The sequence below is a fragment of the Halorussus gelatinilyticus genome, assembly GCF_023238445.1.
GTDB lineage: Archaea > Halobacteriota > Halobacteria > Halobacteriales > Haladaptataceae > Halorussus > Halorussus gelatinilyticus.
In genome coordinates, this window is record NZ_CP096658.1 from 45,542 (window position 1) to 71,153 (window position 25,612).

Sequence of the window (25,612 nt, forward strand, 5' to 3'; positions counted from 1 at the left end):
CCGACGGCGGCGAGTTCATCGAGGCGGCCGACCGCGAACTCCGGGAGACCTACGAGGAACCCAAGAGCCTCGCCGACTTCGTGGACGAGGCGTTCGAGAACCCGACCGTCGCGGCCCACGCCAGCAAGTACCTGCTCGAAGCCATCGAGTCGATGGGCACCCGGACCGTCGTCGAGGAGGGCGACGAGAAGGAGCGGTACGTCTTCTTCGACGACCCGCACAACGACGGCGAACACGCCATATTGGGCAACACCGAGGTGCTCAACGCCTTCGTGGACGACCTGCGGTCCATCGCGGCCGAGCGCGGCAAGGCCGAGAAGATAATCTGGTTCGACGGCCCGACCGCGACCGGCAAATCGGAGTTGAAGCGGTGTCTCGTCAACGGGCTTCGGGAGTTCTCGAAGACCGAGGCGGGACGGCGGTACACCGTCGAGTGGAACATCGCCAGCGCGAGCGAGGCACGGAGCCTGAGCTACGGCGACGAGCGCGCGGTCGCCGACGAGGAGAACTGGTTCCCGAGTCCGGTGCAGGCCAATCCGCTGACGGTGTTCCCCGAGGAGGTCCGCGAGGACATCCTCGCGCGAATCAACGAGGGAGTCGAGGACCACATCGACCTGAAGGTCGATAGCGCGCTCGACCCCTTCAGCCGCGAGGCGTACGACTACCTCGAAGAGCAGTACCGTCGGAACGGCGAGGACGACCTGTTCTCGGCCATCACCGACCCGAACCACCTCCGGGTGAAGAACTACGTCGTGGACGTCGGGAAGGGCATCGGCGTCCTCCACTCGGAGGACTCGGGGCCGCCGAAGGAGCGACTCGTCGGGTCGTGGATGCGCGGGATGTTGCAGGAGTTGGACTCGCGGGGCCGCAAGAATCCCCAAGCGTTCAGCTTCGACGGCGTCCTCTCGCAGGGCAACGGCCTGCTGACCATCGTGGAGGACGCCGCCCAGCACGCCGATTTGCTCCAGAAGTTGCTCAACGTCCCCGACGAGAAGACGGTCAAGTTGGACAAGGGCATCCAGATGGACATCGACACGCAACTGCTCATCATCTCCAATCCCGACTTGGAGGCCCAATTGAACCAGCACGCCGACGCCGGCGGGGCCGACCCGCTGAAGGCGCTCAAGCGCAGGCTGGACCGGCGGCGGTTCAAGTACCTCACCAACCTGAGTCTGGAGGCCGAACTCATCCGCCGGGAGCTGACCAACGAGACCGACGTGTGGAAGGCCGAGAGCTACGACGAACTCGAGAACCTGATTCGGGAACCACTCTCGGTGCAGGTCCGGAACGACGAGAGCGGCGCGGGCGTCGGCGAGCGCGAACTCGCTCCGCACGCCATCGAGGCCGCCGCGCTCTACAGCGTCGTGACCCGACTCGACGGCGAGGACGTGCCCGCCGGACTCGACCTGGTGGACAAGGCGAAGCTGTTCGACAGGGGCTACCTGCTCGACGGCGACGACCGCCTCGACGCGGAGGACTTCGACTTCGACGACGACGCAGACGACGGCGAGCAGGGGATTCCCGTGACCTACACCCGCGACGTCATCGCGGACCTGCTCAACGACGAGAGCGAGCGCGCCCACGCCGACTACCCGGTCGAGGAGGTCATCATGCCCCGCGACATCCTGAACGCGATGGCCGAGGACCTGACCGGCGCGCCAGTCTTCTCGACCGCCGAGCGCACCGAGTACGAGAACAGGCTGGTGCCGGTCAAGAACCACGTCTTCCAGAAGCAGGAGGAGGACGTGCTAGACGCCATGATGGCCGACAAGCGCGTGGACGAGGAGACCGTCGAGGAGTACATCGAACACGTCTACGCGTGGGCGACCGACGAGCAGGTCGAGAACGACCGCGGCGAACGCGTCGAACCCGACCCGCTGAAGATGAAGGTGTTCGAGACCGAGCATCTGGGTCGGTTCTCGCCCGAGAGCTACGACGGCGACCACTCGCCGACCCCGGCGGTCGAGGAGTTCCGGCGCAACAAGGTCATCACCGCGCTGAACCGCCACGCGTGGGAGAACCGCGACGAGGGCTTCGAGGCGGCCGACATCGACCCCAAGGAGATTCCCATCATCAAGACGGTGCTGGCGAACTACGACTGGGACGACGTGCGCCGGGTGTACGAGGACTTCGACCCGAACCAGTGGGCCGACCCGCCGGGCAACACCGAGACGGCCGCGGTGAAGGCCGAGACCATCGACAATCTGGTCGAGATGTTCGGCTACAGCGAGGCGTCGGCCGAGTTGACCAGCCAACACGTCATGAGTCAGGTGAGCTACAAATGGGACTGAGAGAGGACTTAGAACGGTATCGAGAGGTCGGCGAGGCCAAGCGGGAGGACCTCGCGGACTTCATCCAGTACGGCGACCTCGGCCAGAGCCTGCCCGACGAGATAAACATCCCCATCAAGATCGTGGACCTGCCGGAGTTCGCCTACGACCGGCGGGACAAGGGCGGCATCGGGCAGGGCGAACCCGACGTGGGCGACCCGGTGGGCGAGCCACAGCCCCAACCCGGCGACGGCGACGAGGAGGGCGACCCCGGCGACGAGTCGGGCGACCACGACTACTACGAGATGGACCCCGAGGAGTTCGCCGAGGAGTTGGACGACGAGTTGGGTCTCGACTTAGAGCCGAAGGGCAAGGAGGTCATCGAGGAGAAGGAGGGCGACTTCACCGACATGACCCGGACGGGTCCCGACAGCACCCTCGACTTCGAGCGGATGTTCAAGGAGGGGTTGAAGCGCAAACTGGCGATGGACTTCGACCCCGACTTCCTCGAAGAGGTGCTGAAGATAGACGGCTGGGGTCCCGACCGGACGTTCTCGTGGGCGCGCGAGAACGCCATCAACGTCTCGAAACACTGGCTCGAAGAGGCCTACCGCCGGATTCCGGACGACGAGAGGACGACCTACGACTCCATCGAGGAGGTCGAGGAGTCGGTCACTCGCCGGAGTACCGCCCAGAAGATAAAGGAAGAGGGCATCACGCACGTCCCCTTCCGGAAGGAGGACGAGCGCTACCGCTACCCCGAGATAATCGAGGAGCGCGAGAAGAACGTGGTCGTCGTCAACATCCGGGACGTCTCCGGGTCGATGCGCGAGAAGAAGCGCGAGTTGGTCGAGCGTACGTTCACGCCGCTGGACTGGTACCTGACCGGCAAGTACGACAACGCCGAGTTCGTCTACATCGCCCACGACGCCGAGGCGTGGGAGGTCGAGCGCGACGAGTTCTTCGGCATCCGGTCGGGCGGCGGGACGAAGATCTCGTCTGCGTACGAACTCGCCGCCGCGATTCTCGACGAGCGCTACCCGTGGAGCGACTGGAACCGCTACGTGTTCGCCGCCGGGGACAGCGAGAACTCCCGGAACGACACCAGCGAGAACGTCATCCCGCTGATGGACGAGATTCCCGCGAACCTCCACGCCTACGTCGAGACCCAACCCGACGGGAAGGCCATCAACGCGACCCACGCCGAGGAGGTAGACGACCACTTCGGCGAGTCGAACGAGGTGGCGGTCAGCTACGTCAACAGCCCCGAGGACGTGACCGACGCCATCTACGAAATCCTCAGCACGGAGGCCGAATCGTGAGACGAGCGACCACGCCGACGCGCACCGCGGAGGCCAAACCATGAGAGAGCGACCCCGAACGAAGAAGGCGGCGGAACCGTTACAGGAACCGGCCGAGGAGGCCCGCAATCTGGCCCACAAACTCGGCCTCGACCCCTACGACGTGAACTACTGGGTGGTCGATTACGACGAGATGAACGAACTCATCGCGTACAACGGGTTCCAAGAGCGCTACCCCCACTGGCGGTGGGGCATGCAGTACGACCGCCAGCAGAAGCAGGGCCAGTACACCGGCGGGAAGGCCTTCGAGATAGTCATCAACGACGACCCGTCTCACGCCTTCCTGCAGGAGTCGAACGCCGTCGCCGACCAGAAGGCGGTCATCACCCACGTCGAGGCCCACTCGGACTTCTTCGCCAAGAACCGGTGGTACCGGATGTTCGCCGACCAACTCGACGCCGCGGCGATGCTCGAACGCCACGCCCGGCGCATCGAGGAGTACATGTCCGACCCCGACATCGAGCGCGAGGCGGTCGAGCAGTGGATAGACAGCGTGCTGTGTCTCGAAGACAACATCGACCAGCACGAACCGTTCAAGCGTCAGTTCGAGCGCCGAGACGACGCCGAGGACGACGACATCCCCGACGACGAGTTGGCCGAGAAACTGGACGAGATGGACCTCTCGGACGAGGTGAAACGCCAGGTCTTCGACGAGGAGTGGATGGACGAGCAGGCCGACGCCGGCGAGTTGGACGAACCCGAGATGGACGTGCTGGCGTTCCTCCGGGACCACGGCAAGGCCTACGACGAGGAGTCGCAGAAGGCCGAGGAGATGACCGAGTGGCAGAAGGAAATTCTGGAGATGCTCCGGGCCGAATCGTACTACTTCGCGGCCCAGAAGCTCACTAAAGTCATGAACGAGGGGTGGGCCGCCTACTGGGAGTCGATGATGATGGGCGAGGAGGCGTTCGCCGGGGACGACGAGTTCCTGAGCTACGCCGACCATCAGGCCCGCGTCCTCAACTCGCCGGGACTCAACCCCTACCAACTCGGCAAGGAGCTGTGGGAGTACATCGAGAACACCGAGAACCGCCGGGAGGTCTGCCGGAAGCTCCTCCGGACCGAGGGCGTGACGTGGCGCAACTTCCACGACACCGTGGACTTCGAGGAGGTGCAGGACCTGCTCGCGCCCGACCCTCGAATCGATAGCATCGACCCCGAGAATCTGGACGAACTCGACGACCTCGCGCCCGAGAAGGTGGACGAGGAGATGCTGGAAGCCGCGAAGAACGGCGAGATAGACCTCGAAAAATACCCGTGGAAGGTCCTGACCTACCGGGGCCTCGCCGAGCGTCACTTCTCGCTGTGCAAGCGCCAGCACCGCGGGTTCCTCCGGTCGGTCTCCCAGCAGGACTTGGAGCAGTACGCGCGCTACATCGTGGACGACGCGCGCTACGGGTCGGTCGAGGAGGCCGTCGCGGACGTGGACTACACCACCGGCTGGGAGAAGATGCGCGAGGTCCGGGCGAGCAACAACGACGTGACGTTCCTCGACAGCTTCCTGACTCAGGAGTTCGTCACGGACAACCAGTACTTCACCTACGAGTTCAGCCAGACCACCGGCGACTACCGGGTCGCCAGCACCGACTACGAGGACGTGAAGAAGAAGCTGATGCTCCAGTTCACCAACTTCGGCAAGCCGACCATCGCGGTGTACGACGGCAACTACAACAACCGCAACGAGTTGCTGCTCGGCCACCACTACAACGGCGTGATGCTGGACGTCGAACAGGCCAAGCGGACCTTGGAACGCGTGTTCGACCTCTGGGGCCGGCCGGTGAACCTCAAGACCATCGTGAAGGAGGTGGACGACCGCGACGCCGAGATCGCTCGGCGGCGCGACCGCGAACCCGAACCCGAGGAGGTCGGCAAACTCCTGCGCTACGACGGCGAGCAGTTCACGATGGAGGACTTGGACTGGACCGAAGTCGAAGACATCGCGGCGACCGAAGTGGACTACGACACCAAGCCCGAGGACTGGCTGGCCTGACGGCGTCCACTCCGGGCGTCTCTTTCGGTGTGTCGGGACGCGCCCCGGTGGGAACGTTTCGTCGCGTCGGCGAACGTCTACCGCGGCGAGGCGTGTCACCTGGATGTTCGTTAAAGCTAATATTCCGGAAAGCGGCGTTTCCGTATGGACGAGAGTGAGGAGCAAGAAACGGCGATAGGACAGCTACGGACCGCGCTCGATTCCAGCGACGAACACGAGCAGGATTTTCACATACGACAGGCCCTCCAACTGCTGAAACTCGAACGAGAGAACGACCGCGAGATGAACGCCGAGTAGACCGCCGGGCACGTCGCTCCCCCTCTCGTTATCGTTATCTGAACTGCACCGCCAGACGAGAAGTCGGCCGCTCGCCCCGACGAGAGCGTCAGGAGAGCGTCGTCGGCACTTTGATTTCGTTCTTGATGATGGCTCGCCGCGAGGCGTCGAGTTTCGCGGTCACGTCGTCGGGAATCGCCGACCCGAGGTCGGTTCCGTACACCGCCCGGACCCCGCCTTCGAGCAGGCCGAGCGTGTTGACCGTCCCGACCCGGAATCGGAACTTCCGGTCCACGAGGCTGGCTATCGACCGGAACACCGCCTTATCGACGTGTTTGACCATGCTGGCGAGGATGACGTCGCTGTACTCGGGAACGCTGCGCGACTGGTCGTTGTCCACGCCGATGGCGAAGCGTCCGGCCTTCTGGGCCGCCCGGAACACCCCGATACCGCTGCCGCCGGCGGCGTGGTAGACGATGTCCGCGCCGTCGGCGTACATCTCGCTGGCGAGTCGCTCGCCGGCGTCGGGGTCGGCGAAGGACCCAGCGTACGCCGACGTGACCTCAATGTCGTCGCCGGCGCGGGCCACGCCCGCCCGGTATCCGGCCTCGAACTTGCGGATGAGCGGCACGTCCACGCCGCCGACGAACCCGACCGTGCGGTCGCCGGTCGTCCGGCCGGCCCCGGCGGCGAACTCCCGCCGAGTGACGAGTCCGGCGAGGAGACCGACCTGGAACGACCCCTGATGCTCCGCGAACGTGTAGTTGGCCACGTTCGGGAGGAGCGCCCCGCTCTCGTCGGTGGCGACGCCGTCCACGAGGAGGAACTGCTGGTCGGGGAACTCCGTCGCGTTCGAGACGATGCCGGCGGCCTGCGCGAAGCCGATACCGCAGACGAGGTCCTTCGGCGGGTCCGTCGCCGACGCGAACTCCCGCTGGAGCTTCGGAATCTGCTCCGACGAGGAGGGTTCGGCGTTCTCGAAGCTGATGCCGAACTCCTTGCGGGCCTTCTTCGCCCCCGCGTGGGCCATGTCGTTGAACGAGTTGTCGCCGAGACCGCCGAGCGCGTAGACCATCCCGATGCGGGCGTCCCCGTTCTCGGCGCGTTGGGTCGTCGTCCACCGCGTCGTCGTCTCGGCCGGCGCGCCGGTCGCCGCGTCGGAGGGAGTCGTCCGTTCGTCGGAGTTCCCGCCGGAACAGCCCGCGAGTCCGGCGGTGGCGAGCGCGCTCGCCATCCCGCCGAGGAGTCGCCGCCGCGAGACCGACCCGGTCGGCCGCGTCGCGTCGCCCTCGCTCATTTCGGCGTCACCTTCCGGCCGGCGTCGCTTTCGGGGGCGGTCCGCCCGCCGTCCTCGAAGTCGAACTGTTCGAGCAGGTCGCTGAGTCGCTCGGCGCGGTCCGCGAGGTCTTTAACGCCGTTCGAAACCTCGGTCAGCGAGGCGGTCTGCTCCTCGGCGGCCGCCGAGACCGTCTCGGCCTGCGCGGTCGTCTCCTCGCTCACGCTGGAGACGTCCTCGACCGTCGTGACGACCTGCTGGACCGAGTCGGCCTGACTCTCGGTCGCTCGGCTTATCTCGTGGATGCTGTCGTTGGTCTCGGACACGTCCTCCACGAGTTGTTCGAGCGCTTCGAGCGCCGTCTCGACGGTCTCGGTGCCGTCCGAGACGCTGGTCCGGGTCTCGTGCATCTCCTCGACCGTCGTCTCGGTCTGGTCGCGGACCCGCTCGATGGAATCGCCGATTTCGTCGGTGGCCGACTGGGTCTGCTCGGCGAGGTTCTTGACCTCCTCGGCGACGACCGCGAAGCCCTGCCCGGCCTCCCCGGCGCGGGCCGCCTCGATGGAGGCGTTGAGCGCGAGGACGTGGGTCTGCTCGGCGATGTCGGTCACGAAGCCGACGACCTCTTCGATGTCGCCGACCTCCTCGCGGAGGCGCTCGACCGACTCGGCCGTCCGCTCGGTCCGTTCCTCGATGCTGTCGAGTTCCTCGATGGCGTCTTCGGCGGCGTGCTGGCCCTCCTGGCCCTCTTCGGCGGCCTGCTCGACGCGTTGGGCGACGGTCTCGGTCGAGGAAGCGACCTCCTCGACGGTCGCCGAGAGGTCGCTCATCTCCTCGCTGGCCCGCTGGAGGCTACGGTTCTGCTCGACCGCGCCGTCCGATATCTCTTGGACGGACTCGCTGACCTCCTCGCTCGCGCGCTCGACCTCCGCGAGGCTGTCGGTCGCCTGCTCGCTCTCGCCCGCGACTTCGCGGCTGAACGATCTGACTTCCAGCATCGCGTCGGTCAACTCGTCCATCATGCGGTTGTACGCCGAGGCGATGCGCGCCATCGCGTCGCTCTCGGCGTCGGCGTCCATCCGCCGCGAGAGGTCGCCGTCGGCGGCCTCCTGCATCACGTCGCTGTAACTGTCGGCCTTCCGTTCGAGGTGGCCGTTGAGCGTCTCGGCCCGCTCCTTGGCTTCTTGGGCCTCGCGGCGCTCCCGCTCGGCGACCTGCTGGGCCTCTTGGGCCTCCTCGCGGGCGGACTCGGCCGCCCGAATCTTCTCGGCGAGCGAATCGCGCATGCTCGCGAACGCCTCGTAGAGTTGGCCGAGTTCGTCGATGCGACCGCTCCGGAGTTCGGTGTCGAGGTCGCCGCGCTCTATCTCCTCGGCCTTCGAGGTGAGTTCGTTCAGCGTCGCGGTCGTCCGGCGCTCGAAGACGACCGAGACCACGCCGAGCGCGAGGAGCGCCGCCAGAATCGTCGTCAGGAGACTGGTCCCGACTCGGTCGCGCATCGCGAACGCGCTCGCCTTCGGGGCGTACGAGACGACGACCCAGTTCGCGCCCGCGACCGACTTGTGATTGGCGACGAAGTCGCTGGTGGTCACGAGACCGTCGTTCGCGCCCGACCCGACGATGGCGTCCCCGGCGAGTTTGCCGTCCAGTTGGGCGTCGCCGGTGTTGAACACCTCGTCGCCGTTGGCGTTGTACACCACCGTTTCGCCGTCCTTGACCGGCTGGTGGAGGCCGTTGACCTGCGCGGAGATGTTCACCGTCAGGACGACCGCGCGGTCGGGCTTGTCCGGGACGGGACTCACGAACGCGACCACGCGAGCGTCGCTCCCGGACGCGTCGTAGGGCCGACTCGAAACGAACACGTCGCGCGGTCGTTCGAGGGCCGCCGCACGGTCGTCGGTCGCCCACGGCACGCCGCTCTCCCGGAGGTCGGTGCCCGCGGCGTCTTCGTTCGAACTGACGACGACGTTCCACGACGTGCTGTTGACGAAGTGAACCGCCTCAACGTCGTCGGGGAGCGACGGTTCTTGGGCTTCGAGGTAGTAGCTCACGCCGCGCCGGTTGTAGGTGCGAAACGCTTGGGCCTGCGAGAGCGTGCGGGTCAGCGTCCGCTTGCTCTGGACCCACTCGCCGAGGCTACCGGCTTGCAGTTCGGCCGTCGACGTGACGCGGTTCTTCACGTCCGATTCCAGCGCGTCCTGCGTGGAGGCGTAGTTGTACGCGCCCACGCTGCTCGTGACGAGCATCACGACGAGGACGACGCCGAAGAACTTCGCCGCGAACGTCCGTCGGAGGACGTTCGGTATCGCTCCGGTCGGGAGACGGTCGTCGAACCGGGAGAACAGACCTTTCGACGACTCCCCCGTCGAGTCGGGTGGTTGTTTAGACATATTCGTTGGGGAACGCGACGTACCCTTAATAACTTCGACCAAAATCAGATTTGATATTTGTGCGTTAGGGATCTGACCTTCAGGGGATAAAATTTATCCGTCACGTGGCTCCGCGTCGGGCGCGAAGTTCCCGAGCAACCTATCGCCGAACACCAGCACCAGCGTCGCCCCCAGCACGTCGAACACGAGGTCCAACAGCGTGTCCTGCGCGCTATAGGACACCAGAATCGGCTCGATACCGAGGCGACGCGACACCGCGTGGATGACGTACTCCAGTAGTTCCCAGAACAGTCCGGCCACCACGACGACGGCGAAGACGCGCGGCGCGGGGTCGCGCCCCCGGCGGTCCGCTGCGGCGTGGACGAACCCGGCCAGAATCGTGGTCGAGAGCGTGTGCGTCACGTGGTCCCACCACCACGTATCGTCGTAGGGGCCGAGCATCCCGACCGCGTGGGCCAGCATCGCTCCTCCGGCGTAGACGCGCTGCCACGCCCGGAACTCCACGTCGAAGAGGCGTTCGACCGCGTCGGGGAGGTAGGTCCCCGTGAACGCGAAGACCGCGTTGACGACGGCTCCGGGGTTCCGACGCCGGACTCCCTCGCCGAACACCGTGACGATGCCGCATCTGATGGCGCTCTCGACGACACTGCCGAGGGTCGTCCCTGAACTCCGACTCATGCGTGTTGGTGGAGTATAGGTCGCGGAACCCGGAAATACTGTTCGTCTCTCCGGAAGAGTGATTTCGAGATGGTACGTTCGGAGACTGCGAACCGGAAGTCGACATCGCGAATCGCACGGCAGCACCGCGACAGCGACGCGAACCGCTCCGATGCCGACAAAAAGGAGTCCCCCGCACCGCCCCGCACCGCGACCGCGCCTCGTCCACCCCGACCGCCCGCGTTGTCTGCGAACCGCGTTCGCAGACTACTCGTCCCTCGCGCGTTCGACGGCGGACCCCTGCTGGCCCGCTGTCCCGGACAGCAGACGAGAAACGAGAGCGGCGCGCGAGAGTACTACCGCTTCCCGACGGCGTGCCGGAGACAGACCACCGCCAACAGGGCGAGGACCGACGATAGCGGAGTGAATCCCGGAACCGACCCGCCGGTCTCCGGGGCATCGTCCGCCGAGCGAGTTTCGTCCGCCATCGCTTGCTCGGTCTCCCGACCGCAGTTCGTGACGACCGTGTCGCCGTCTCGGACGGAGTTGTCACCGGAAGCCGTGAGGTCCAACTGGACGGGGTCCCCGCTGGTCGTCGTGACTGCGAAGGTGTACTCTCCGTCGCCGGATAGCTCGATAGTCCGCGACTCGTCGGCCCCCAGCGTCACCTCGTCGGTACCGCCGACCGAATACACGAGCGGAATCGACGTGGGGTTCGTCAGTACTGCTCGCGGTCCCCCGTCGTGACACGTGACCTCGACGCTTCCGGTCACGTTCTCCGGGGACACGTCCCCGATCACGAACCGAAGCACCTTCCGCTCGTCTCCGTCGATTCCGTACGGTTCGATGTACAGCACTTCACCCGTCGGCCCGTTGGCGGCCATCTCGACCTGATACTTATCACGAGTTAGCTTCTCGTTGTACTGATTTTCCAGCGACCGCCCCGGTATCTCCTTGCTCTCGCTCATCGGTTTGCCGAGATCCGTCCGGTAGAAGGTCGCCTGCCCGAGGTACGTCCCGTTCAGGTCTCTGACGTGGACGGACTCGCTTCGGTTCACGCCGTCCACATCCACTTTCTGTCCGCCTGCTGAATACAGGAGTACCCCGTCCGTCTGGACGATCGGCGTCTTGATGTTTAACTTCTGATTGGAGGGGGCGGCTTCGATCTCGAACCACTCGTGGCCGGTCGGACGAATGAAGACGCTCTCCTTGTGGAGATCGCGGGTACCCGTCTCTCCCCGAATTCCGACCTTCATGTAGAAGCTTCCCGGTGGCCCCATCGTCCCGGCGGTGTAAGTAAGGTAGCTCACCTCGTTGGGCATCTCCTTGGCCTTCTCGTAGGCCGCCGCGATTCGCTTCGGCGGGTCGAACGTCGCCACGGTCTCGCCGGTCGTCGTGTTGACGAACACGCGGGTCGGTGCCGGGTCCACCGTGAACGAGAGATACGCTCCACCGCCCATCGTCGCGACGTGGTTCCACTTCGACTTCCCCGCCGGTCCGGAATGGCGGGCGAGGACTTCGCCCGTCGAGTAGTTCCTGAGGACGTACTCGCCGTCGACGTACTGGAGCAATCGGGTACTGCTCTCGTACCTGACGTTGTCGCTGTGGTAGCTCCATCGTTCTTTGCCGGTGTCGGAATCGACGACGAACGCTCGACTGTGGCTCGACCAGAACTCTACGTCGCCATGCATTCGCTCGGCGAAATAGTCGTTGTTCGGTGCCTCCCACGTCCACGCCGGTTCCCCGGTCGCCACGTCGCGGGCGTAGAACGTGGACTCGTTTCCGGCTCGCGTGAGCAGTAAATCACCGACTTGCTCGGTAGTGACGGAGTCGTCCGCGACGAACTTCGTCCACCGCTCGTTCAAGTCCGTGTCCAAGGCCCCGTATCGAGACCCGTCACCGATTCCCCCGAAACAACCGCTCGCCCCCTCGGCTTGACATTCGGTATCGTCTAGCGTCTCGAACGTTATCGTCCCATCGGTGTAGCTTGCGCTCCTCAGTTCGTACTCGGTGTCGTACCGCGCCAGTTCCGTCGGTTTCGTCCCGACGCCGTATTTCCGGATACCCGCCCTACTGACGACGAACACCGCGGAGTCCGTGGCGAACATCTTCTCGAACTGGCCGTCGAGCGTGCCGAGGTCGAACTCCTTCCACGTCCCGCCTCGCTTCGCCACGGCCGAAATCGTCCGTCCGTACCGGACGACCAGCGTGTCGCCGACGGCCCGCCCGTCGAACCGCTTGGGACTCTTCTCGGTCCACTCGGCGTCCGCGACGACTTTACTCGCCGCGAGGTTCGTGGTGTTGTTCCCGACGAGGACGTGAACGGCGGGCGAGATAGTCGGACCCGAAGACGGGAAGCTCGCCCCACCGACGAACACGAAACCGTTCGATGAGTCGAGCCGGTTGGGTATCGACTCCGTCTCGTTCACCGTCACGTTCCACTCGGTCTGCGTCGGTTCTCGAACGTCGTCGACGGTCCCCGCCCGGACGCGATGGTCTGCTGGCTGACCCGCGCTGGTACCGACGGGAACAGCCATCGACGACAGGAGGACGACCGCCAAGAAGACCGATTTTTTCACGTCCCGCTGTTACTGTGTTCGTCATATATTACTTTCGGAGAAATGGTACTTCCGGATATCTCGAAATCGTCGGGTATTCAGAACCGCTCTACAAAATCTCGACAACGAAGCTCTTCGCTACTGCTCACCACGCGTACTCCTCGCGCGGGTCCACGTCGTCGCGCTCGGCGTCGTAGATGCGCTCGCCCTCCACGAACACCTGCCGGGCGTCCGAGTCCAGTTCGAACATTGGGCCGTCCCAGACCACGAGGTCGGCGTCGGTGCCTTCCTCCAGCGTGCCCACCCGGTCCTCGATGCTCAGAATCTCGGCGGGGTTGCGCGTCACCGTTCGCAGGGCGACGTCCTCGGGCAGACCCTCGCGCACCGCGAGACCGACGCAGACGTCCAGATGCTCCTGTGGGAGAATCGGCGCGTCGGTCTGGATGGCGACCTTGACGCCCGCCTCGTGGAGGATGCCCGGCGTCTCGAAGGTGATGTTGCGGAGTTCGTACTTGCTCGCCGACGAGATGGTCGGGCCGACGACGGCGGGTACGTCGCGCTCGACGAACTCGTCGGCGAGGACGTGACCCTCCGTCGCGTGTTCGATGGAGAGTTTCTCGATGCCGAACTCGTCGGCGATGCGGAACACCGTGGCGATGTCGTCGGCGCGGTGGGCGTGGACTCGCAGGGGCAACTCGCCCTCCACGACGCGGGCCAGATTCTCCATCCCGAGGTCGCGCTCGAACGGCTCGCCCTCCTCGCGCGACTTCTCGCGGCGGTCCACGTAGTCCTCGGCCTCCATCAGCGCCTGACGGAGCGTCGCCGCGACGCCCGGCCGCGTCGAGGGCTGGCGGTCCTTCTGGTCGCCGTGGAATCGCTTGGGGTTCTCGCCGAACGCCGCCTTCATGCCGTCCTCCCGAATCAACATCCGGTCGGCCACGTCGCCGTAGGTCTTCATCGAGCAGATGATACCTCCGACGACGTTCGCGCTCCCCATCCGGGCCGAGACGGTCGTCACGCCGCCCTGGAACGCGTGTTGGAGTTCCTCGTCGCGCGGGTGAAACCCGTCGAGGGCGTTGACGTGCGGCGTCACGGGGTCCGAGACCTCGTTGAAGTCGCCGTCCTCGGGTTCGCCCCACTCGGCCATCCCGGCGTGGCTGTGGGCGTCCACCAGTCCGGGCGTCACGTGCGCGCCGTCCGCGTCGAAGACCTCGGCGTCGTCCGGGACCTCGACCTCACCGTCCGGCCCGACCGCAGAAATCTCGCCGTCCTCGACTAGCACCGTACCGCCGTCGATACTCCCGCGCTCCGCCACCGTGTGAACCGTACCATTGACGATTGCTCTCACACCACGACGATTCGAAAGCGCGGGTTTCAGTATTTCGGTTCGAAGTATCCCTCCCGCTCGCCGCTACCCCGATGCATAAACCCTCGTCACTTGATACCACGCTATGTACCGACGCGACCTGCGCGAGACCCGACACGACGACCTGCTGGCCGACGCCGCCACCGCCGAGATGGCCGAGCAGGTCGTCCCGGAACCCGACGGCGACCGCCTCGCCTACGCCGTCAGCCGCGAGCATCGCACCGACCTCTACCTGCGAGACGGCGAGGAGACCCGCAAACTGACGAGTCGGGGCCTCCTCGCCCAACGCTACACCCACCTCGACCCGCGGTGGTTCGACTGGCACCCCGAGGGCGAGTCCGTCGCCTACGCCGGCGAGGACGACGACGGCCTCTCCGTCTGGACCGTCGACGTCGAGACCGGCGCGAAGACTCGCATCACGGCCCACGGAGCCATCGACTCGAACCCGCGGTTCTCGCCCGACGGCGACGAAATCGCGTTCGTGACCGACTACCGCTCGCCGAGCGCGCTCGCGGTCGCCTCGGCGGACGGCCGCCGCGTCGAGGTCCTGCGCGACGACGAGTACCTCTATCAGGACCCCCGGTGGGCCGGCGACGCGCTCTACGCGGTCCGGACGCGCCACAGGGACCTCTCGGACCGCGCGAGTCAGGTCGTCCGCGTGGACCGCGACGGCACCGTCGAACCCGTCTTCGGCGGCGACTCGGTGAACGCCTACGCGCCTCGGCCGCGCCCCGGAAGCGAGGGCGACGAACTCGCGTTCGTCCACGACGCCAGCGGCTACGACGCCCTCTATCTCACCGGTCCGGACCGCGCGGAACCCGAGCGACTGCTCGCCGAGTCGGGCACCGACTTCGGCGCGCCGGCGTGGGACGCCGACGGCGACCGCCTCGCACTCACGGCGACTCGGCGGGGCGAGGTCCACGTCCGGACGCTCGCTGTCGAGTCCGGCGAGACCGCGACCCTGACCGACGAACCGGGCGACCGCTACTTCCCGGAGTGGCACGACGGCGACGTGCTTGGCGTCGAAGCGACCCCGACCAGACCTCCGGAGGTCCGCAACCTCACGACCGACGAGCGAATCGCGGGCCGACCCCCGGCGGGTCTCGAAGACAGGTTCGTCCGCCCCGAGAGCATCACCTACGACTCGACGGACGGCGTCGAGATTCACGCGATGGTCTACCTCCCGGAGGGCCACGACGCCGCCGACCCCGACTCGATTCCCCTGCTCGTCCACCCCCACGGCGGGCCGACCGCCTTCGACGGCTACGAATTCAACCACCGCGCGCAGTACTTCGCCGCACAGGGGTTCGCCGTCATCGAGCCGAACTACCGCGGGTCGTCGGGCTTCGGGCGGGAGTTCCGGAACCGCAACGACTTCGCGTGGGGCGAGGGCGACCTGGACGACGTGGTGAACGCGGCCGACGCGCTGGCCGACGCCTACCCCGCGGTCGACGGCAACCGCGCGGGCATCTACGGCGGTTCGGGCGGCGGCCTGATGACCGTCAACGCCTTGGGCCGGACCGACCGCTTCGACGCCGGCGCGGCCTTCTACGGCGTCTACGACTACGAGACGTTCGCGGACGACACCGACGACGTGGGCTGGCGACTCATGAAACGCGAGTTGGGCTATCCCGCGACCGACATCGACAACTACCGCGAGGCGAGTCCCGTCCGGAGCGTGCCGGACATCGACGCGCCGCTGTTGGTCCTCCACGGCGAACAGGACGTTCGCGTCCCGCTCAGCCAGTCCGAGCAGTTAGTCGAGGAACTGGAGAAGCACGGCAAGACCTACGAACTCCAGACCTACGACGACGAACCCCACGGGTTCCTGAAGCGGGAGAACGTCCTCGACGCCTACTCGCGGGTCGCCGACCTGTTCGCCAAGTACCTCGAAATCGACCCCGACGACGGGAGCAGTCGGCCCCACAGCCCCGACGACGGCGAGTAGAGAACCGGACGAGTACGGGAGCGCACCCGACGACACCTTCTTCCGGAGTACGCCCGACGACCTGATTCGCTACCGAAACGACTGTTTCGAGGACACATCAGCGTTCGAGGCGTTACTTTCGTTCCGTCTCACAGCGTCGCTGTGAGGAGGTTTCCGGCAGTTGAGCGCCGAGACCTCCTGTCCTTCTGACGTCACATCGGGAAAACTGCGCGGTCTCGTCACAGAATCGGAACGTCAAGGGTTTAATACCCAGCGGGAAACCCTAACCGTATGAAGCGAGTGGACGTTGCCATCGTCGGCGGCGGTCCCGCCGGGACCTCCGCCGCACGTGCGGCCGCCGAGCAGGGGGCCGACGCGCTCCTCGTCGAGAAAGGCGTCCCGCGCGCCGACCGCGAGGAGTTGGGACCGGACTCGACCGACGCCGCCGGAATGCTCGACTACTGGGTGGACATCATGGACGTGTCGTTCGAGGAGATTCCCGACCGCGTCGTCCTCCAGACGCTAGAGCGGACCGAGTTCTTCGGGCCGACCGAGACCGCCGTCATGGAGAGTACCGGCATCGAATCCTCGTACGACGGGTTCGGCTTCACCTTCCACCGCGCCCGGATGGACGACTGGCTCCGCGACCGCGCGGAGCGGGCGGGTGCGGAGTACCGCGTCGGTCTCGGCGTGACCGACGTGACCACCGACCTGTCGGGGTCGCCGACCCACACCTTGCAGCTCTCGGACGGGGAGGAGGTCGTCGCCGACTACCTGGTGCTGGCCGACGGGCCGCAGCGACAGGTCACGATGCGGGCGCTCGACCGGTTCTCGCCCGACGACCGCCCGATTTCCGAGGTCATGGCTCCCAACGAGGCCAACCACATCGCGTATCAGGAGTACCGCGAGTTCCCCGAGGAACTGTTCGACCCGAGTTCGCTCAAGTTCTGGTGGGGCGTGATGCCCGGCGAGACCGCCTATCCGTGGATATTCCCGAACGACGGGACGGTCGCGCGCGTGGGCCTGACGATGCCCATCGGGATGGACTTGGACGACGTGGCGAACCCCGGCGAGTACGACCTCCTGCGCGAGGACGACGACGCCATCCCCCGGCCCGCCGAGTACATCGAGCGCCTGCTGGACCGCCAGTTCGGCGACGAGTACGACGTGGAGGACTTCCCGCTGGTCACGGACCGCGGCAAGAGCGAGGGGACCGAGACGTATCCCATCTCCTCGACCCGACCCATCGAGTCGCCGACCGCGGCCAACATCGCCGTCGCGGGCGGCGCGATGGGTACCACCTCGGCGTTCCACGAGGGCGGCTACCACGTCGCCGCCCGGACCGGCCAAATCGCGGGCGAACTCGCGGGCAAGGGTCGCCTCGGCGGCTACAACGACCGCTGGAAAGACGCCATCGGCGACGAAATCGTACGGAACGTCACCTTCGCCGACATCGTGGGCGACTACGGCCCCCGCGACTGGGACAAGGCGTTCTCGGCCGCCAGCGACATTCTGGCCGGGAAAGACGAGGGCGGCCTGCTGAAGTACAAGCTCCGGTCCGGACTCACCGGCGCGAAAATCGTCACGAAGTACAAGACAGCCAAGCGCAAGTTCAAGAACGGTAAGTACGTCCAGTTCGCGGAGTCGGAGTACACCGTCTGAGGAGTCGGTTCAGTCGCTTTCTCGTTCTTCCGGCCGCCTCCGATAATTTGACACTTGCTCGCGTCCCTCTCTCGGTCGATGACCGACGCCGACCTGCGACTCTTCGACGGGCACAACGACACCCTGCTGGACCTCCACATCGACGAGACCGGAACCGGCCGGTCGTTCTTCGAGCGGGGCGAGGCGGGCCACCTCGACCTCCCGCGGGCTCACGAGGCGAACCTCGGGGCCGGCCTGTTCGCCGTCTTCGTCCCGAACGAGGACTACGAGTACGAGCGACGCGAGACCGACGAGGGCTACGAGATGGACCTCCCGCCAGCGGTGGACCACGAGCGCGCCAAGTCGTTCACCTACGACGCGCTGGCGCGCCTCCACCGCATCGCGGCCGAGTCGGACGGCGCGGTCCGGGTCGTCGGCGAGTACGCCGACTTGGAGGCCTGTCTCGTTCCCGACGACGGCGACGAGCGGGCCGGGACCGCCGCCGGCGACGGTCCCGGTCCGCTCGCCGCGGTTCCGCACCTCGAAGGTGCCGAGGCGGTCGCGCCGGACCTGTCGAACCTCGACTTCCTCTACGCGGCGGGGGTGCGCTCGGTCGGCCCGGTCTGGAGTCGCCCCAACGCGTTCGGCCACGGCGTCCGGTCGGAGTACCCCGGCACGCCCGACACCGGGCCGGGACTCACCGCGGCGGGGAGGGACCTCGTCCGCGCATGTAACGACCGCGGGATTCTGGTAGACCTCGCGCACGCGACCGCGGCTGGATTCGATGACGTCGCCGACCTCTCGGAGGACCCCCTCGTCGTCAGTCACGCCGGCGTCCACGACATCTGTCCGGTCAGTCGGAACCTGACCGACCGGCAACTCGACGCCGTCGCGGACTCCGGCGGCCTCGTCGGCGTCACCTTCGCCACGGGACACCTCCGTCCCGACGGCGAGAACGACCCCGAGGACCCCACGCCGATTTCGACGCTAGTGGACCACGTAGAGTACGTCGCCGACAGAGTGGGCGTCGAACACGTCGCGCTCGGGTCGGACTTCGACGGCGCGACCGTCATCGACTCGGTGGGCGACGCGACCGGGCTTCCGGACGTGATTCGGGAGCTTCGCGACCGGAGGTTCGGCGACGAGGCGGTGCGGGCCATCGCACGGGACAACTGGCTCCGCGTAATTCGGGAGACGTGGGAGTGAGCGACGCGCCGTCGTGAAACCCTCGGCGACACCCCGCGAGCCGACGCGATGCGAAACGTTCTCTGTCCTCGGACTCGTCCTGTGGTTGTCGTGGGGGACTCTACATACCGAAACGTAGTCGAACACCCGACGGTCGTCCGACTCTACCGGTTCGGACTCGTCGGAGCGAGCGCGGCCCTCGTCCAGACGGGAGTCCTCTGGCTGTTGGTGGAGTGGGTCGGTCTCAACTATCTGGTCGCGGCCACCCTCGCCATCGAGTTGACCATCGTCCTTCAGTTCGTGGCGAACAACGCGTGGACGTTCCAACACGCGCGCTACACCGCGAGATACGACTACCTCGTGGGCCTGCTCCGGACGAATCTGGTCCGCGGGAGCGCGATTCCGATACAGTTGGCGCTCCTCTGGGCGTTCGTCAACTGGGCCGGACTCGTCTACCTGCTGGCGAACGGAATCGCGATATTCGTCAGCGGTCTCTATCGGTACTATCTGGACTCGCGCTGGACGTGGCAAATCGCGTGAGAACTCCTACTCGTCGGTTCTGTGTCGTGTTACGCGGTTCAAAAACGGGGAAACGAAATCCCGATTCGGAACACCGGGAACACAGGTAAAGCTAGCGTCAGGCTTGAGCACAGGAGTCAACCGCCACCGCACAGCACCGCGACCGCCCCGCACTGCGACCGCACGGCACGGCACAGCACCGCGACGGCCTCACGCCTCCCCAACCGCCTGCGGTCCGCACTCCGTTGCGGTCCTCGGCCACCGGAAGACAAACCGCGTCTTCCGAGCCGTGCTTCGCTTCACTCAGCACGACCTCGCGCGGTTGGCGCGGCGCTCACGAGCGCCGCGCCAGCGCGCGCCGGACCGGTCGAAAGTACCTCCGAACACAAGAGAACTCCCGAAAAGTCGAGCGATTGCCGGTTTAAATCGACTCGTTCACCGCGGCTTCGATGTCGAGGTGACCCTCGCCGTGGTACTTCGCCTGTCCCACGTCGCGGGCGGTCGATTCCAGATGCTCGCGGACCTCCGCCGGGGTCGCGTCGGGGTTCTGGCTCTTGACGAGCGCGGCGGCCGCCGTGACCTGCGGGGCCGCCATGCTCGTGCCGGACTTCCAACCGTAGTCCGGGACCGTGCTCCCGTCGTCGCCCCACTCGAAGACCGTACTCAGTACCATGTCGTACTGCCAGTTCCCGTCGCCGCCCTTGGCTTCGGTGTCGTAGTTCCCGCCCGGCGCACTGACGTCGATGGCCTCGCTCCCGTAGTTCGTGTAGGGCGCGGGGTCGGTCGGCGCTTCGTCGAGTTTGTTGAACGCGGCGCGGTAGTTCCGGACGAACTTCCCGTTGCCCTTGTCGTCCCAGCGGTAGCCGACCGGACCGGTCGCGCCGACGCTCATCACGTTCTCGGCTTCGTTCGGCAGGCTCAACACGTCGCCGTCAGTGTCGAGGTTCGTCCCGTCGTTGCCCGCGGCCGCGACCATGAGCGTGCCCTGCGAAGCGGCGTAGTCGGCCACTCGCTCGATGGACTTCTTCAGGTCGCGGGTCGATTCGTCGTCGGGCATCGGATACGTACCGAGGCTCATGTTGGCCACGTCGGACTCGATGTCGCCCGCGTAGGTCATCGCCGCGATGATGTCGCCGAAGAACGCGAACGGTCCGATGAACACTCGCAATGCGACGAGTTCGGTGCCGGGCGCGGTGCCGACGACGCCCTCGTCGTTCGTGTCGTCGCCCGCGATGATGCCCGCGACGTGCGTCCCGTGTTCGTTGTACCACGGCGTGAAGTCGCCGCCGTCGCCCGTGAAGTTGCGCGAGAGGTCGGTGTTGAGCGCGTTCTTCAGGTCGGGGTGGTGGGGAATCGCGCCGGAGTCCAGCACCGCCACACGGGTCCCCTCCCCGCGGGTCTGGCCGTGGACTTGGGAGATACCTTGGGACTGCTTGTCCCACTGGAGTTGCGAGAGCTTTCGCGGGCCGGGTTCGTCGCCGTTCCCGTCGTCCTCGGCCGCCGCGAAGTCGAACTTCATCTCCACGTCCTTCGAGAAGGCCTTCCCCTGAGCCTGCGCCTCGTCGGCCTCGACCACGGCGAGGTCGATCTGGCTCAGGTCGTGGACGACGTTCAATCCGTCGAGGACGCCCTTCGACGCCGACTTCAGGTCCACGATGTATCGCTTGTCAGCCGACTTCGCCGAGACCATCTTCGGCAGCGCGAGTCCGCCGAGCGCCGCGCCCGCTCCCTTCAGAAACGTACGTCGATTGGTTCCATTTGTCATTTTTTCGTGTTAGAAATATACTTATTTAATAGATTTGATTTTCGAATTTGTAAAATAGATGAATAGAGCTCGCCGTGAAAACTACCGGGTGGGGAGGCGACCGGAGGAATAGGTCGAAGTGCAGTTTAGAAGCCTTTGCCGAGCAGTTCGCGGGCGATGATGTTCTTCTGAATCTCGGTGGTGCCCTCGTATATCTGGGTGATCTTCGCGTCGCGGTAGAACCGCTCGACCGGGAAGTCGTTGACGAAGCCCGAACCGCCGTGAATCTGGACCGCCTCGTTGGCCACGTCAACGGCCACGCGCGAGGCGAACTCCTTGGCCATGCTGGCGAGTTTCGTGATGTCCTCGCCCTGATCGACGTTCCACGCGGCCTTGTAGGTCAGATTGCGCGCGGCCTCGGTGCGGGTGTGCATGTCGGCGAGTTTGTGCTGGATGGCCTGGAACTCCGAGATGGGGCGGTCGAACTGCTCGCGCTCCTCGGCGTACTCCAAGGCGGCCTCCGAAGCTCCCTTGGCGATGCCGACGCCCTGGGCGGCGACCGCGGTCCGGGTCTCGTCGAAGAACTGCATCTGCTGGAGGAAGCCCATCCCGCGGGTGCCCACGAGGTTCTCCTCGGGCACGCGCACGTCGTTCAGGATGAGCTCCGCGGTGTCCGACGACCGGATGCCGAGTTTACCCGTGATCTTCTCGGACTCGAAGCCGTCGCGGTCCGACTCCACGACGATTTGGGAGAACCCGTTGTATCGGCCGTCGGCGTCGGGGTCGGTCTGACAGAGGACGACGTAGTAGTCGCCGACCGATCCGTTCGTAATCCACATCTTGTTCCCGTTGATGACCCATTCGTCGCCGTCCTTCTCGGCCTGCGTCGAGACGCTGGAGACGTCGGAGCCGGTGTCGGGTTCCGAGATGGCCGCGCCCATGATGGCCTCGCCCTCGGCGACCGGGGTCAGGAAGCGCTCCTTCTGGTCCTCGGTGCCGAACTCCATGATGGCGTCCGCGCCGAACGCCGCCGAGGTGATGCAGAGACCGATGCCGGCGTCTACCGCGAACAGTTCCTCGGTGATGAGCGCGGATTCGAGGTTGCTGTAGCCCGCGCCGCCGTACTCCAGCGGGATGTGCGCGCCGAGCAGTCCCATCTCGGCGGCCTTGTCCATGACCTCGTGGGGGTACTTCTCCTCGACGTCGTACTCCTTGGCGACCGGCGCGATTTCGTTCTCGGCGAACCGCCGGACTTCCTCGCGGATCTGTTTCTGTTCCTCGGAGAGTGCGAAGTCCATGCGGCCAGATTGCATACCCACCCCTAAATTACTTCGTAACCGACGGTAAACTGGTCGGGAGTTTCTAACCTGCGAGAGGGAAACGTTCAAACGCCCGGAAACCGACCCCACGAACATGGAGATAGACGATATCAACACCATCGCGGTTCTCGGAGCGGGCAACATGGGCCACGGCATCGCCGAGGTCGCGGCCATCGCTGGGTACGACGTGAACCTGCGGGACATCAAAGACGAGTTCGTCCAGAACGGCTACGAGCAGATCGAGTGGAGCCTCGACAAACTCGCCGAGAAGGACCAGCTCACCGACGAGGAGGCCGACGCCGCGCTCGACCGCGTGACGCCGCTCGTAGATTTCGAGGAAGCGGTCGCGGACGCCGACTTCGTCATCGAGGCGGTCCCCGAGAAGATGGACATCAAGAAGGACGTGTACGGCGAGCTAGAGGAGTACGCGTCCGACGAGGCGGTCTTCGCCACGAACACGTCCAGCCTCTCTGTCACAGAACTCTCGGAGGTCACCGAGCGACCCGAGCGGTTCTGCGGGATGCACTTCTTCAACCCGCCGGTCCGGATGCAGCTCGTGGAGGTCATCTCGGGCGAGCACACCGACGACGAGGTACTCGACCTGACCGAGGACCTCGCCGAGGAGATGGGCAAGACGCCCGTCCGCGTCCGGAAGGACAGTCCCGGCTTCATCGTCAACCGCGTCCTCGTCCCGCTGATGAACGAGGCGGCGTGGATGGTCGAGTCCGGCGACTACACCGTCGAGCAGGTCGATAGCTCGACCAAGTTCGACATGGGCCTCCCGATGGGGAGCTTCGAGTTGGCCGACCAGGTCGGCATCGACGTGGGCTACCACGTCCTCGAATACATGAACGAGGTGCTGGGCGAGGCCTACGAACCCTGCCCGCTCCTCGTGGAGAAGGTCGAGGACGAGAAGCTCGGCAAGAAGACCGGCGAGGGCTTCTACGACTACGAGGACGGCGGCGCGGACATCCCCACCGACGCCGGGAGCGAGGACGCGGTTCACCGGCTACAGGCCGTGATGGCCAACGAGGTCGCGAAGCTGGTCGGCAACGACGTGGCCGACCCCGACGCCATCGACGACGCCGTGATGCTCGGAGCCGGTTTCCCCGAAGGCCCGGCGAAGATGGCCGACGACGCTGGTCTCGACACCCTGCTGGAGACGCTCGAAGAACTCCACGACGAGACCGGCGAAGCCCGCTACGAGCCGAGCGACTACCTCCGCGAGGCCGCCGAAGAAGGCGGCTTCTACGGCGGCGAGGACTACGCCGACGGCGACGAGGGCGAGTACGACTACGACACCATCCGCGTCGAGAAACCCGGCGAGATGGTCGGCAAGGTCGTCCTCGACCGGCCCCACCGGATGAACACCGTCAGCGAGGAACTGCTGGACGAACTCGGCGACGCGGTCGAGGCGCTGGAAGACGACGACGACGTGCGCGCGCTCCTGCTCGTCGGCGAGGGCGACCAGGCCTTCTCCGCGGGCGCGGACGTCCAGAGCATGGCCGCGGGCGGCGGCGACCCGATTCAGGCGGTCGAACTCTCGAAGAAGGGCCAAGACACCTTCGGCAAACTCGAAGCCTGCTCGATGCCGGTCGTCGCGGGCATCGACGGCTACTGTCTCGGCGGCGGAATGGAGATGGCGACCTGCGCGGACATCCGAATCGCCAGCGAGCGCTCCGAGATGGGCCAGCCGGAACACGACTTGGGCCTCCTGCCCGGTTGGGGCGGCACCCAGCGACTCAAACACATCGTCGGCGAGGGCCGTGCCAAGGAGATCATCTTCACCGCCGACCGCTTCGACCCCGAGACGATGGCCGACTACGGCTTCGTCAACGAAGTGGTCGAGGTCTCGGCGTTCGAGGACCGCGCCTTCGAGTTCGCGGCCGACCTCGCGGCGGGACCGCCCATCGCCCAGAAGTACACCAAGCGCGCGATGCTCGCGGGCCGCGACGACACCGACGCCGGTCTGGAAGTCGAATCGCAGGCGTTCGGCCACCTCATGAACACCGACGACCTGATGGAAGGCATCACGGCGTTCATGGGCGACGGCGAACCCGAGTTCGAAGGTAAGTGAACGACGCGAACTGACCGGCGGTAACTCCCGGTCGAAACCGCATTCTTCCTGTTCTCAAGCAATGGTAATCCATTTCAGAGAGCCATCTGCGGTCTCGGACAGGGCGTTCCCCTCGGTATCGTTTCGCCGCCGAATCGGAGAATTTTATAGTCACGATAGTCTAGAAAGACTACAAATGAAGCGGTATCAGAGCGGCCACTGGCTGAAAGTGAAGTACCGGGACGAGGGGCTGACGCAGAAAGAAATCGCGGACGAGTGTGGCGTTTCACCATCGACGATTCGAAAATACATGAAAAAGTTCGATATTCCAACCCGAGAGATGCGCGGAGAGAATCACCCGATGCACGGGCGAGAACGAACCGAGGAGGAAAAACGGAAAATTTCCGAATCGCTAGAGGGTCGGTCGCTCTCCGAAGAGACTCGGCGAAGAATGTCTAAATCCCGCGAAGGAAACGAGATACCCGACGCTGTTCGCGAACGAATTGCTACCTCGCTCGAAGGAATCACCCGGTCGAAGGAGACTCGACAGAAGATGAGCAAATCGACGGCCGGAGAGGACAATCCGAACTGGCGAGGTGGCTACAGCAAGCGATACGGTTCGGGATGGTCGGTGGCACGCGAGGCCGTCCGTGAGCGCGACGAAGTGTGCCAACACTGTGGTCACGATGGAACTCGGCGTCGTCTAGAAGTCCACCATATCGTTCCTGTGCGGGTGTTCCGAGACGTAGAACGCTTAGAAGTCGAAGATGCACACGCCGTGGAGAACTTAGTCCTCCTCTGCAAGCGGTGTCACGGTAAAGCAGACCACGGAAAAATCGAGTTCGACGCACCGATAGAACTACTGTTCGAAGCCTGACTGTAGACAATCAGTCTCCATCCGTGGCAAATCACGCCACGGCGCATTGGATTTAGTGAGGTTTATAAATATCCGGGCCATTCGTCAGAATGCGTCCGGGAGCGGACCCGGATGGTGGCGAACGCTCCGTTGGTGTAGCCCGGCCAATCATTCGGGCCTTTCGAGCCTGTGACCTGGGTTCAAATCCCAGACGGAGCATC

General features: G+C 65.5%; 17 protein-coding genes and 1 tRNA gene. 11 read left to right on the top strand and 7 right to left on the bottom strand.

All coding sequences use genetic code 11. From position 1 onward, the window contains the following. The first annotated feature begins 17 nt into the window (after nt 1-17). The 4 genes from M0R88_RS00240 to M0R88_RS00255 all read left to right on the top strand — a co-directional run bounded on the left by M0R88_RS00240 (nt 18) and on the right by M0R88_RS00255 (nt 5,918). Nucleotides 18-2,291, top strand: coding sequence for a PrkA family serine protein kinase (locus M0R88_RS00240; protein ID WP_248656738.1), 2,274 nt, complete (start codon nt 18-20; stop codon nt 2,289-2,291). Next, nucleotides 2,282-3,592, top strand: coding sequence for a YeaH/YhbH family protein (locus M0R88_RS00245; RefSeq protein WP_248654960.1), 1,311 nt, complete (start codon nt 2,282-2,284; stop codon nt 3,590-3,592). Before M0R88_RS00240 ends, M0R88_RS00245 begins: the two co-directional genes overlap by 10 nt. A 40-nt stretch (nt 3,593-3,632) precedes the next feature. Next, nucleotides 3,633-5,621: a SpoVR family protein gene (locus tag M0R88_RS00250; protein WP_248654961.1), complete on the top strand. Its 1,989-nt coding sequence runs from the start codon at nt 3,633-3,635 to the stop codon at nt 5,619-5,621. Nucleotides 5,622-5,765: 144 nt separating this feature from the next. Beyond that, nucleotides 5,766-5,918 (top strand): hypothetical protein, encoded by a 153-nt coding sequence (locus tag M0R88_RS00255; protein WP_248654962.1) that lies wholly within the window; start codon nt 5,766-5,768, stop codon nt 5,916-5,918. A gap of 88 nt (nt 5,919-6,006) precedes the next feature. Here the strand turns inward: M0R88_RS00255 and M0R88_RS00260 are convergent, their stop codons facing one another. The 5 genes from M0R88_RS00260 to M0R88_RS00280 form a co-directional block, all read right to left on the bottom strand. Further along, nucleotides 6,007-7,194 carry a BMP family lipoprotein gene (locus M0R88_RS00260; RefSeq protein ID WP_248654963.1) on the bottom strand — a complete coding sequence of 396 codons (1,188 nt, stop codon included), beginning with the start codon at nt 7,192-7,194 and terminating at the stop codon, nt 6,007-6,009. Then, nucleotides 7,191-9,563 (bottom strand): methyl-accepting chemotaxis protein, encoded by a 2,373-nt coding sequence (locus M0R88_RS00265; protein ID WP_248654964.1) that lies wholly within the window; start codon nt 9,561-9,563, stop codon nt 7,191-7,193. The genes M0R88_RS00260 and M0R88_RS00265 overlap by 4 nt, the downstream gene beginning before the upstream one ends. 93 nt (nt 9,564-9,656) lie before the next feature. Beyond that, nucleotides 9,657-10,241: a DUF2238 domain-containing protein gene (locus M0R88_RS00270; protein WP_248654965.1), complete on the bottom strand. Its 585-nt coding sequence runs from the start codon at nt 10,239-10,241 to the stop codon at nt 9,657-9,659. A gap of 335 nt (nt 10,242-10,576) precedes the next feature. Beyond that, nucleotides 10,577-12,799 (bottom strand): hypothetical protein, encoded by a 2,223-nt coding sequence (locus M0R88_RS00275; RefSeq protein WP_248654966.1) that lies wholly within the window; start codon nt 12,797-12,799, stop codon nt 10,577-10,579. A 124-nt stretch (nt 12,800-12,923) separates the two neighbouring features. Beyond that, nucleotides 12,924-14,126, bottom strand: coding sequence for an amidohydrolase (locus M0R88_RS00280; protein ID WP_248654967.1), 1,203 nt, complete (start codon nt 14,124-14,126; stop codon nt 12,924-12,926). Nucleotides 14,127-14,229: 103 nt separating this feature from the next. On the opposite strand from M0R88_RS00280, the gene M0R88_RS00285 reads away from it, so the two are divergent. The 4 genes from M0R88_RS00285 (at nt 14,230) to M0R88_RS00300 (ending at nt 19,437) form a co-directional block, all read left to right on the top strand. Next, nucleotides 14,230-16,092, top strand: a complete 1,863-nt coding sequence (locus M0R88_RS00285) for a S9 family peptidase (RefSeq protein ID WP_248654968.1) — start codon at nt 14,230-14,232, stop codon at nt 16,090-16,092. A gap of 270 nt (nt 16,093-16,362) precedes the next feature. After that, nucleotides 16,363-17,733 (top strand): NAD(P)/FAD-dependent oxidoreductase, encoded by a 1,371-nt coding sequence (locus tag M0R88_RS00290; protein ID WP_248654969.1) that lies wholly within the window; start codon nt 16,363-16,365, stop codon nt 17,731-17,733. Nucleotides 17,734-17,811: 78 nt separating this feature from the next. Next, nucleotides 17,812-18,918: a dipeptidase gene (locus tag M0R88_RS00295; protein WP_248654970.1), complete on the top strand. Its 1,107-nt coding sequence runs from the start codon at nt 17,812-17,814 to the stop codon at nt 18,916-18,918. A gap of 90 nt (nt 18,919-19,008) precedes the next feature. Continuing rightward, nucleotides 19,009-19,437 (top strand): GtrA family protein, encoded by a 429-nt coding sequence (locus tag M0R88_RS00300; RefSeq protein WP_248654971.1) that lies wholly within the window; start codon nt 19,009-19,011, stop codon nt 19,435-19,437. A gap of 400 nt (nt 19,438-19,837) precedes the next feature. Here the strand turns inward: M0R88_RS00300 and M0R88_RS00305 are convergent, their stop codons facing one another. Both M0R88_RS00305 and M0R88_RS00310 read right to left on the bottom strand, forming a co-directional pair. After that, the gene (locus tag M0R88_RS00305) at nt 19,838-21,181 is read right to left on the bottom strand and encodes a S8 family peptidase (protein WP_248654972.1); all 1,344 of its coding nucleotides are present in this window, start codon (nt 21,179-21,181) and stop codon (nt 19,838-19,840) included. A 125-nt stretch (nt 21,182-21,306) separates the two neighbouring features. Beyond that, complete coding sequence (locus tag M0R88_RS00310; protein ID WP_248654973.1) at nt 21,307-22,458, bottom strand: acyl-CoA dehydrogenase family protein; 1,152 nt, start codon at nt 22,456-22,458, stop codon at nt 21,307-21,309. Between the two features lie 115 nt (nt 22,459-22,573). Here M0R88_RS00310 and M0R88_RS00315 point away from each other — a divergent pair, with 115 nt between their 5' ends. From M0R88_RS00315 to M0R88_RS00325, 3 genes are all read left to right on the top strand, one after another. Further along, entirely contained in the window at nt 22,574-24,556 is a 1,983-nt protein-coding gene (locus M0R88_RS00315) for a 3-hydroxyacyl-CoA dehydrogenase/enoyl-CoA hydratase family protein (protein WP_248654974.1), read from the top strand. Nucleotides 24,557-24,731: 175 nt separating this feature from the next. Further along, the gene (locus M0R88_RS00320) at nt 24,732-25,412 is read left to right on the top strand and encodes an NUMOD3 domain-containing DNA-binding protein (RefSeq protein WP_248654975.1); all 681 of its coding nucleotides are present in this window, start codon (nt 24,732-24,734) and stop codon (nt 25,410-25,412) included. Between the two features lie 123 nt (nt 25,413-25,535). After that, nucleotides 25,536-25,610, top strand: a tRNA-Glu gene (locus M0R88_RS00325). The last annotated feature ends 2 nt before the right edge of the window (nt 25,611-25,612 follow it).

Bases quoted from the DNA above. Each gene is read 5' to 3' on its own strand.
- M0R88_RS00245 (WP_248654960.1), top strand. From the start codon at position 2,282: ATGGGACTGAGAGAGGACTTAGAACGGTATCGAGAGGTCGGCGAGGCC.
- M0R88_RS00250 (WP_248654961.1), top strand. From the start codon at position 3,633: ATGAGAGAGCGACCCCGAACGAAGAAGGCGGCGGAACCGTTACAGGAA.
- M0R88_RS00255 (WP_248654962.1), top strand. From the start codon at position 5,766: ATGGACGAGAGTGAGGAGCAAGAAACGGCGATAGGACAGCTACGGACC.
- M0R88_RS00260 (WP_248654963.1), bottom strand. From the start codon at position 7,194: ATGAGCGAGGGCGACGCGACGCGGCCGACCGGGTCGGTCTCGCGGCGG.
- M0R88_RS00265 (WP_248654964.1), bottom strand. From the start codon at position 9,563: ATGTCTAAACAACCACCCGACTCGACGGGGGAGTCGTCGAAAGGTCTG.
- M0R88_RS00270 (WP_248654965.1), bottom strand. From the start codon at position 10,241: ATGAGTCGGAGTTCAGGGACGACCCTCGGCAGTGTCGTCGAGAGCGCC.
- M0R88_RS00285 (WP_248654968.1), top strand. From the start codon at position 14,230: ATGTACCGACGCGACCTGCGCGAGACCCGACACGACGACCTGCTGGCC.
- M0R88_RS00290 (WP_248654969.1), top strand. From the start codon at position 16,363: ATGAAGCGAGTGGACGTTGCCATCGTCGGCGGCGGTCCCGCCGGGACC.
- M0R88_RS00295 (WP_248654970.1), top strand. From the start codon at position 17,812: ATGACCGACGCCGACCTGCGACTCTTCGACGGGCACAACGACACCCTG.
- M0R88_RS00305 (WP_248654972.1), bottom strand. From the start codon at position 21,181: ATGACAAATGGAACCAATCGACGTACGTTTCTGAAGGGAGCGGGCGCG.
- M0R88_RS00310 (WP_248654973.1), bottom strand. From the start codon at position 22,458: ATGGACTTCGCACTCTCCGAGGAACAGAAACAGATCCGCGAGGAAGTC.
- M0R88_RS00315 (WP_248654974.1), top strand. From the start codon at position 22,574: ATGGAGATAGACGATATCAACACCATCGCGGTTCTCGGAGCGGGCAAC.
- M0R88_RS00320 (WP_248654975.1), top strand. From the start codon at position 24,732: ATGAAGCGGTATCAGAGCGGCCACTGGCTGAAAGTGAAGTACCGGGAC.